The sequence below is a fragment of the Streptosporangium sp. NPDC001681 genome, assembly GCF_040298085.1.
In the GTDB taxonomy this organism is placed as follows: domain Bacteria; phylum Actinomycetota; class Actinomycetes; order Streptosporangiales; family Streptosporangiaceae; genus Streptosporangium.
Genome location: NZ_JBEOZN010000218.1, coordinates 1 through 9,168 on the forward strand (window position 1 = coordinate 1; position 9,168 = coordinate 9,168).

The 9,168-nt window shown below is 55.5% G+C and carries 8 protein-coding genes; 1 reads left to right on the top strand and 7 read right to left on the bottom strand.

Going from position 1 to position 9,168, the window contains the following annotated elements:
* Window positions 1–190: 190 nt before the first annotated feature.
* Window positions 191–601 carry a hypothetical protein gene (locus ABT130_RS45815; protein ID WP_350966229.1) on the bottom strand — a complete coding sequence of 137 codons (411 nt, stop codon included), beginning with the start codon at window positions 599–601 and terminating at the stop codon, window positions 191–193.
* A gap of 208 nt (window positions 602–809) precedes the next feature.
* On the opposite strand from ABT130_RS45815, the gene ABT130_RS45820 reads away from it, so the two are divergent.
* Complete coding sequence (locus ABT130_RS45820) at window positions 810–1,937, top strand: NsdA family TPR-like regulatory protein (RefSeq protein WP_350966230.1); 1,128 nt, start codon at window positions 810–812, stop codon at window positions 1,935–1,937.
* 5 nt (window positions 1,938–1,942) lie between these two features.
* Here the strand turns inward: ABT130_RS45820 and ABT130_RS45825 are convergent, their stop codons facing one another.
* The 6 genes from ABT130_RS45825 to ABT130_RS45850 form a co-directional block, all read right to left on the bottom strand.
* Window positions 1,943–2,497: an NUDIX hydrolase gene (locus tag ABT130_RS45825; protein ID WP_350966231.1), complete on the bottom strand. Its 555-nt coding sequence runs from the start codon at window positions 2,495–2,497 to the stop codon at window positions 1,943–1,945.
* A 255-nt stretch (window positions 2,498–2,752) separates the two neighbouring features.
* Entirely contained in the window at window positions 2,753–3,202 is a 450-nt protein-coding gene (locus ABT130_RS45830; RefSeq protein WP_350966232.1) for an ASCH domain-containing protein, read from the bottom strand.
* Entirely contained in the window at window positions 3,192–5,243 is a 2,052-nt protein-coding gene (locus ABT130_RS45835; protein ID WP_350966233.1) for a GNAT family N-acetyltransferase, read from the bottom strand. The genes ABT130_RS45830 and ABT130_RS45835 overlap by 11 nt, the downstream gene beginning before the upstream one ends.
* A gap of 268 nt (window positions 5,244–5,511) precedes the next feature.
* Window positions 5,512–6,366, bottom strand: coding sequence for an HNH endonuclease (locus ABT130_RS45840; protein WP_350966234.1), 855 nt, complete (start codon window positions 6,364–6,366; stop codon window positions 5,512–5,514).
* Window positions 6,366–7,898 carry an AAA family ATPase gene (locus tag ABT130_RS45845; protein ID WP_350966235.1) on the bottom strand — a complete coding sequence of 511 codons (1,533 nt, stop codon included), beginning with the start codon at window positions 7,896–7,898 and terminating at the stop codon, window positions 6,366–6,368. Before ABT130_RS45845 ends, ABT130_RS45840 begins: the two co-directional genes overlap by 1 nt.
* A 737-nt stretch (window positions 7,899–8,635) precedes the next feature.
* Window positions 8,636–9,168, bottom strand: a 533-nt coding sequence (locus ABT130_RS45850) for a tetratricopeptide repeat protein (RefSeq protein ID WP_350966236.1), incomplete at its 5' end; no start/stop codon positions are given.

Below are 9,168 nucleotides of genomic sequence, written 5' to 3' on the forward strand. Positions count from 1 at the left end.
CGAATGAACGACAGCCCGCCCGCATCGCACAATTCGTAAAACGTCACCCGATGCTCATGACAGGTCCAGGCCACTACCCGAACCCGCCCGAAACGCCGCGACCTATTCCAGGTCAAAGGCATGCATCCGGGAGCAGCCGGTACGAGATGATGCGCTATGCATGACACTCCCCGCCGGGGAGGATTCTCGCTCATGATTCCTGCCGCTCGAAACGCACCGACCCGGCCAGGTCCACGGTGGCGTGAAAGATCACCCGCCGTGCCCAGTCATCGGAGACGGTGCCGAAGTCGTAGACCCGATGCGTGATGCGACCCCAGACCGTCGAGGGCGACTCCATCCGCCGCAGCTCCGTGCGCAGCGTGTCCATCGCCGTGGCCTGCCCCGAACTGATCCCGCACGGTCCGAGCTCGTCGGTTCCGCCAGAGGTGATGAACACCTCCCACTCGAACCTTTCGACGAGCTGTTCGGTGCCGCCGCAGTAGATGCAGTCCTCCTGCGCCGAGAGTTCCAGGTGCAGGCCCATGGCCGCCACGCATCCACGGCGGGTGACGATCTTCCAGCCGCGCCCGTCGCACTCCGTGCATTTAACCGGTGTTGTCATGCCGGAAAGAATGTCCGGGAGAACTTTTCCGCCCTATCCCGCGCAGGTATACCACCGAGAATATAGAGTCCCGTTCTGCGGTGATGCGCCACTTCGGAACCGATGACCGGAGGATGGAATGCACGGGAACGCTTTCAATCCAATCGAGATTCCGGCACGGGTCTGGGACAGCGACGAAAGCCAAGAAATCCTTAAGAACCGTGACGTGATGGGGCTTTTCAACCTGGCTGTCAAGTACAGCGGAGCAAGCCAGATCCGTCTCAGCACGGCGACCGGAATAGCCCAGGGCCACGTGAGCCTGATCGTCCGAGGGCGACGCCAGGTCACTGACCTGGAGGTCTACGAGCGCATTGCCACCGGCCTTGGCCTGCCCGATCATGCCCGCATGCTCTTCGGCCTGGCCCCGCTCGATCTCGCCTCTCCCACCGGGGATCACAGTGACAACCACCAGGAGCAGGCCGACGAGCTGACCTCCCGGATCGAAGCCGCTACTGCCATCGACCCGGTCATGGTCATGATCCTCACCACCGAGACCAACAACCTGCGCCTTATGGACCGCCGAGTCGGTGGGGTTGCCATCGCCGAGAAGATGCGCGCTCAGATCGCCCAGGTGCAACGCGCCCACCGCCACGCGGTACGGCCCGGCATCCGCGCCCAGCTCGCCCACGTCCTGGCCGAGACCTCATCCCTAGCCGGATGGCAGGCCATCCACACCGGTGCGCTCAACGACGCCTGGGATCACTACGAGCAGGCCAAAGCCGCCGCCCGTGAAGCCGACGATCCCGCCGTTCTCGCCTACGTATCGGCCGAACAGACCTATGTCCTGATGGAACTAGGCAGGCCGGCCGAAGCCACCGAGCTACTCCAGTACATCCACGCCACCCACCGCGAACGCATCCCCAACCTGTTACGGACCTGGCTGTCAGCAGCCGAGGCCGAAGCCGCCGCGACCCTCGGTGATGAGACCACCTGCCGCGCGGCCCTCGACCAGGCCGCCGCACTTCTACCGAATGGGGAGGCCGATGTGAGCATGCCGTACCTCTCCTTGGACGCTCACCACCTCGCCCGCTGGCGCGGAAACTGCCTGGTGCGCTTCGGCGACCCCGGCACCGTCGAAGATCTGCGCTCCGCCCTGGCGGGGATGGACGGCACCTACAACCGCGCCGAATCCGGAGTCCGCTGCGACCTGGGTCATGCTCTTCTGGCCAGGGGAGAACCCGACGCGGCCCAACCCCACATCCAACGCGCTCAGCAACTCGCGACCATGACCGGCTCCCGCCGCCAGCGCAAACGCATCGAGGAACTCGCCCGAGCGGTCAAGCGCTCACTCCGCTAAGCCCCTTACCCGCTGTTGAGCCGCTCCCGTGCCGCGTACAGACCGATCAACGTCCCCGACGTCCAGATATCACCGCGAGCGATCATCGCCGGAATCTCCGACATCGGTACCCACTCGATGAGATCGGCCTCAATCTCTCCCGTCGGGCTCCCGACCAGCTCGGCACCCCGCACGAGGAACAGGTTGTGCTCTGAGTCGACCATGCCGGCCATCGGCTGGTAGGTGATCAGGTGCTCGATCTCCTTGGGCCGATACCCCGTCTCCTCCTCCACCTCACGAGCGGCCGTCGTCATGGCGTCCTCGCCCGCATCGACCAGCCCGCCAGGCAGTTCCCAGCCCCACCGGTCAGCCAGGAACCGGTGCCGCCACATCAGGAGCACCCGGTTTTGGTCATCAACCACCACCGCGATAGCCGCCCGATCCAGATGCACCACGTGATGCTCGAACCGCTCCCCATCCGGGATCGCAACATCAACGAGACCCAGCCGAATCCACCGGTTGTCGTAGATCAGCCGCTCACCGTGCACGATCCAGCGCGTCTGCTCATCGTTGGTAGCCACACAGCGAAGTTACAGGTCAACATCCCCGACGTACACGGGCATGAGCACACAGCCACACGTCATCATGAAGACGACTCGTCCAGATGACGATCTTCTACGACATCACGCAAGCCAGCCACTGACCCGGTCCGGGCTGGAGGTCTGGCCTCTCCAAGCTGGTCCTGTCTCGGCTAATCGGCGGCAACATACAAGGCATTCAAAATTATTTACATTTACGGCTAGAGCGCTCTGTAGGCGTTCTCGCATTATTTCAAACTAGCGAGCGCTAAGTTCAGCTGTTAGCGCTCCGAGTACACCAGGAGCTTCAGGATTAATAAAACAATAGCTCTGCGGAGGGTGAAATGACTGCTCGCCTCGCAGTTCCTTCAAAGTAATAGGCTTGTCGAGAATGCTAGGCTGCTCTAGTGTTATAGCTGAGGCGAACTCCACTCCTTTTAGATAAGCATCATATTCATCTCTATGTAGTCCAACATGAGCAGCATACTGCGACCAAATATCTTCTGGTCTCTCCCGCTCGATCTTGCGTACACGAGCGGTGCCGAGGATTGCCATCACTGGAGAACTGGCGTAGATCAGCAGAACTGTGCCGGGCGTTAATCCGACACGCTGCCGCCGTAGCTCCACCGTTTTACTCCCGTCCAGGATCGCGTTAGCGAACCTGGGCTTTAGAGCCAACAGGACTGTTCTGGGATGTTCAACCTGCACGGGTGCCCTCCCGATAGATAGACGCGAACAGTTGCGGACTGATATTACGTGGTCCCTGCACCGTGCCCGTCAGTGACCCGCCGGCGAAGGCATCCTGGAGCCTCTTGCGGGCCAGAGGCCGATCAAAAACCTCTGTCTGGGTGAACCTCAAGGCCTGAGCCTTTCCATCTCTTACTACCCCCTCGATGTGCTTGAGATCCCAAACGCCTAGTCTGCTAAATCGGGAATGTAGCTTCACGGGATCGTCAACTACTACTTCTTCCAGAAGAGAGCAACCGATCACTGCAGCTGCACTTCGTTCCTTTCCTTGACTCTTATACCAAATAATACGAGCTGGTGCTGTCAGCCGAAGTCCATACGGGCTTCGATAGTAAACGTGTTCACGTCCCAACCCCCAGTTCTCTGTTCTGAAGAGTGGCAACGGCGCAGGCTCTCCGAAAAGTATTGACGAGTACTCAGGTCGAATGGGCAGTATGAATGTAGGAAGTTGTGAATCAATGACCTTGGCTGGCCAAAAAGCCCGCTCCACTTGCGCTGCTGCAAATCGAGCCATTTCTAATTCAGTATCGAAATTTATTTCGATACCCGCTCTCCTGCCTGCTTGACGCGTCTTCTCAAGGACTTCTGACGCCGCACCAGTACTGTCTACAACTAGGGCGACGAGGGCCTCGTTCGTCTCTACAAATCCATCCAATAGAGCGGCACGTCGAACCTGAGACGGCAAGTTTCGATCGGTAATAAAAAGAACTTCCAGGCGTTCCGCTCTGCATGCTCTACGAAGCTCGAATAGCGTGTGTTGAATTAAAGTTGGACTGACAGGGTGTCGGCCGTCTACGCGTAACAACGGTACGTTGAGCTGGTCATTGACGATTCCTGATGCATAAAGAAGAACAGGCCTGTTATCTGCATCTCGAATCAGCGTTCGACTCCAGCGCCTAGGATCCATTCCAGCTGAGCGGAGAGTGTCCAAAAATTCCTGCTTGGCTTCACCATCTGTAACGTTCTGGAAGACAAGGAGCTCTTCCTCAGTCCCAGACATGACCTCAGCCCGAGAGTAACCAGTTCCATAAATATCAGATGGGCGATATATTTCCGCTCGTGAAACTTCATCGATACGAATGACTACGTCAGAAGGACGTAGAATCCTTATTCCCAAAACAGAATCTGCCGCCTTTCCGAAAGCTGATATTAGGCTGTCGTCTTGTGTAACGAATACATCTGCCCCGCAAGCTGCAGCTTCACCTAAGTAGCGTGCACCTTTGTGGTCTTGTGAAGTAAAGGCACCTTCCTCGTTAACTCTGTCGATTAATCTACGTGTCAATATATCTGCCTGCCGATGGTCGCATTGCGCTTTCGCATACACATGCGAGAGAGACCAGCGATACTTATTGCGACGGCTGTCATCAGTGGTGCTATTGACTTCTCGGTGGAGCTGAGGGGTCGTAATTAATTGAAGCTTCTCCAGAAGGTGGTCTTGAACCAAGATCAAACTTTCCTGTGCCCCAGGCCGTTGAGGCCTGTCGTGCAGGTCACGCAAAATATCAAACTCAATGGAAGCTCTAATCAACGGTTCAAACGCGGGAGTAAATAGATCGACATGGTCAGGATTATTTCGATACCAGACTATGACCTTAGCTCGATCCGCTCCTCGTCCAGTTTTCTCTGAACGTGGATAAAATCCCAAACTGCTCCACATCTCATTTATCTTATAGTCCTCCCTGCAACTAGCGCGAATTCCCGAGCGATTGGGATAGAGTTCCGCTATCCGCCGAACAAGCGTACGAGCTAACCCTTTTTTCCTATGTTCTTGACCGACTACTAGATGAGTAAGAGTTATCTCGTTTCTGGGTAGTCCGAATAACGCATAGGCAGCAATCTTATTGTCCTTGACCGCAGCTAAAAGGCAGCCCTTCCTTGCGGCTTCAAAATAGGCAGAGTGCGGAAGAAGGCCAATCGTCCTTCGAGAACGATTGCCGAGCTCAATGACCTCATCTATGCGTTCATCGGATTCGAATACTGATTCGATCCCGTACTCATCCATTTTCGGACCTCCTTCAAGATTAATATCATCTTGAAGGTGCTCCGAGCTAGTAGTTTGCCTCAATGCTTTGAATTCACGCCTGGATAAATGAAGTGCAGCCCGTTCACTGTCTAGAATAGGACTGCTCTGAAGTACTATATTCGGCCATCCCTTTTTGTCGTGACGTCTTTTTGGTCTCCAGGATGTTCTGTGGATCTAAGTAGTTAGCGAACGCAAACTGATTTTGGCTGCATAATATGAGCAACCTATCATTCGCTCGATACTTCGCCTAAATAGAGAATCCGTCGCTGCAATACCATAAGCTATCGGCTAATGCCTGATAGGTTGCGGTCTGCCAACTATTGGTATTGGCATTTCGGCGGCTCTGTGCTTGGTCCTTGAGATGCTTGCGCACCCTTTCTGTACCACCCGTAGGCCCTGCCGCGTAAATTTGGGATAGATAGTATCTAATATTACTTAGTTCATAGGAAGCTTGGGCTGCATAAAGGCCTCCTAGTCCGAAGGTTTTAAAATGCAGATTCACTCGTCGCACCATTGTGGAATCCCAGCTATCCGGCGGATCAATGTAGAATTTTAGGGCGGCCGGGGTAACCTCGACGACTTCTGCTCTCAGCCATGCATCATTTTCGACATTGTCGAAGTAAGGGTGAAGGGTCTCCTGATCGCTGGATGCTGGGACCGCGTCTAATTTCATCTTATTACAGTCACTGCAGGCAGGGATAAGATTGTTCGGATTAACCGCCAATGCAGGATAAATGGTTTTTGGTAAATGATGATCGAGTGTAGAAACTTGCCGATGTCCGCAGAGTGGACATCGGCCATCTTTTGCAGCCAAGATCAATTCGTCATAAATCTTTCGGCCGCCACCTCCTCTTCTCACCATTCCGTTTTTATAGACACCGATTAGTTCCTGGCCGGTTACTCTTGGATCGAGTGAGAAATTTTTCGGTTCTAGAGAGTGAAGAGTGACGTTATTGGCGGCTGCTGTATAATCTTGATCGGCTAAAACAATTTTCCCCTCGACGTCATGCAGACGTTCTTTTAGATCCCTATTTCTGACACGGCTGATGCAGGCACGAAAACTTGAGGCTGCTGTGTAGCTGGGGGGGTCAATCTGCCACATTAAAGTTCGTTCTCCGCCTCTCTAGCTGCTATGAGCGCCCTAATAAGGCCCCGAGCCTCGCCACCGAGCTGGCCCCCAAAATGCTCTACGATCTGCTCATATGTATCGCCTTCTCTAACTGCGTCCCTGAGAAGGCGATGAAATCCTGATCTAGTCACCTCTAGACCGAAGATTTCACGGGTCAGAATCCCTACATTCTCACCAAATGTTTCCACCATGGGACGTTCAACCACAATATCCAGGCCAGAACGTCGTAGCTTCCAGGCGCAACTTCGGGGGACTTCTTGAAGAACTACAGGAGAGTGCGTGGCGATGATGGCTACGCCGTTGCGATTGATTAGAAGATCCGAAAGGGCACGTGTAAAAGCACTTAGCAGAGGTGGATGAAGATGTGCTTCCGGTTCATCAAGGAGCACGAGAGAGCGCTCTTCTACCGTTTCTACTAGGCGAGTTATAGTCAAAAGGACAATTTTATGTCCTGAACTTAAACGGCGGAAAAGTTGGCTTGCTTGGTTCTTTAGTTCTTCGTCATCGGTTGCTGAATCAGCCAAAGAAGCAACGCCGGCATCACTGAATATCGGATCTGCTTCTAACATCTCTAGAGCCCGTCGCCAACGTACCTGACGCGCTCCTTGAAGACATATTCTAACGCTTTTACCGAACTCTGCAGACAGAGCTCTCCAGTCTTTGGGGTACCGCTTTTCTCCTGGTCGCCCGATGGTTTTTAGGCCGATGTAAGAATATTGTATTGCATCGACTTTGTTGCGATTATTGCTGATGGGTTCGAAGGGGTCGAAAGCGCTAAAGGTTACTGATACAAGGTTAGTAAAGCTGCCATGTCCAGCAATCTCAAATGTGCCAACTTCATCTTCTTTTGCGCGAACGTCGGCTAACGCGCGCGCCATATGATGCAAAATATGGGTTTTGCCGACACCGTTTCTTCCAATTAACACATGAATGTTGGTGGGTGGTTGAGAATCGGGAGTTACGTCAAACTCTAACGAAATTGGATCGAAACCTTCTTGTCTACTAGCTGTAGATGTGTAGGTAAAGTGATACCGCGATAGCCGAACACCACCGTGAGCGAGTCGACGGAACTGCCCTTCAACCGTGGCTCGCGGAACGGAGCGCAGTAGCGAGGCTCCTGTGACATCTTCCTTGAGGGATCGTTGAAACAAATCTTGATCGTATGCGACGTCTCGTAGGGCGCGTAGAACTTCGTCTCGTAATTCAGCGCCAAATTCGTTTAGTGTCTGATAATAGCTGTTATCCTGTCCGAGGGAAAAGAATCGATTGTCCAATTCCTGGAATTCGGTAGGCAGGTCAGGTTGACGTTGACCTTCCTGCATCGCGAATTGACCAATTTTCACCTGTCCAACGAAAACTGTTTCTCCGTCTTCATCCTGGTAAGCTAAATCATATTGAGTGTTATATTTGAACCAATCATCCCAATTATCTGTAATCAAATAGAAACCTGGCGGCACTCCTTGTAGCCTTGATTGCCTCCCTGCGGGCAGGACGCTGAACTGCATCTGTTGACCCCCTTCCGTGGTCACCTATCTAGGTTTTGTTCCGGGAGCACTTCTTGACAGTGCTCGCCGATGACTCCTAGAGCGATGCAACTTGCCCTACAAGCACCACTTCACACCGTATAGTTCCATCTACTAGGGGCGGTTGAGAACCCATCAGTCAATCTTCGATCCTGCGCATGTGAGCACAACTTGCACGCCGACGTACCTACGCCACCATGCACATGTGCCTGACCATGGTCTAGATCAGCCATGCAGGACGGTTCCTCCTGGCTCGAAAAGCGGGAAGTCATGCTGCGGTACCGCTTCCAGCGCTCGGGCTGGCAACGCTTTGCCCCAGGTGGCTTTCCGCGCGATGGTGTGGCGAACGAGAGATGTGCGCAGGGATCCTGCTTCAGCAGGTCAGCTTAGATAAGCGAGCATCTCTTCTGCGCTGCCCTGACATGCCTGTCTTTAGCCCGTTGCCGAATTGTTCTCATAAGTATCAAGCGGCGGCGCGCCGCGCCGCCGTACCCGGCCCTCTGCCGCCCGCCGCCCGGGCGTGCGGCGTGGGCGCCGGTCCCGGCCGGCGGCGTCCCGGGCCGTAAGCCGCACCGCGCGCCCGCCGTGCCTAACGCGTGCGCCGACCTATGCGACGCACCACCGCACTGCTTTCGCCCTCACGATCGCCCGACTGTGGCACTTTGCCATTGATGGTTGGGGGCGATCGACGATCCGCGGCTTCGTTCCTCAGCCACGGCTCACCGGATATCTTGGGCGATGTCGAGGTTCTCTCGCACGACCCCTGTGAGCGGATGCGTCGGTCCCAGGACCCGGATGGAGTCGGTGAGGTTCTGTTCGTACAGTGGGATGGCCCGGCCCAGATCCCCCGCCGCTTGGTAGACGTAGGCAAGGTTGTTGCGGTTAGACAGAGTGTTGGGGTGGTTGGCGCCCAGGACCCGGATGGAGTCGGTGAGGTTCTGTTCGTACAGTGGGATGGCCCGACCCAGATCCCCGGCCGATTCGTAGGCGCTGGCGAGGTTGTTGCAGCTGGTCAGGGTGTCGGGGTGGTCGGCGCCTAGGACCCGGATGAAGTCGGTGAGGTTCTGCTCCAACAGCGGGATGGCCCGACCCAGATCCCCCGCTGCTTGGTAGGCGCCAGCGAGGTTGTTGCAGCTGCCCAGGGTGTCGGGGTGGTCGGCGCCCAGGACCCGGATGGAGTCGGTGAGGTTCTGTTCGTACAGTGGGATGGCCCGACCCAGATCCCCGGCCGATTCGTAGGCGCTGGCGAGGT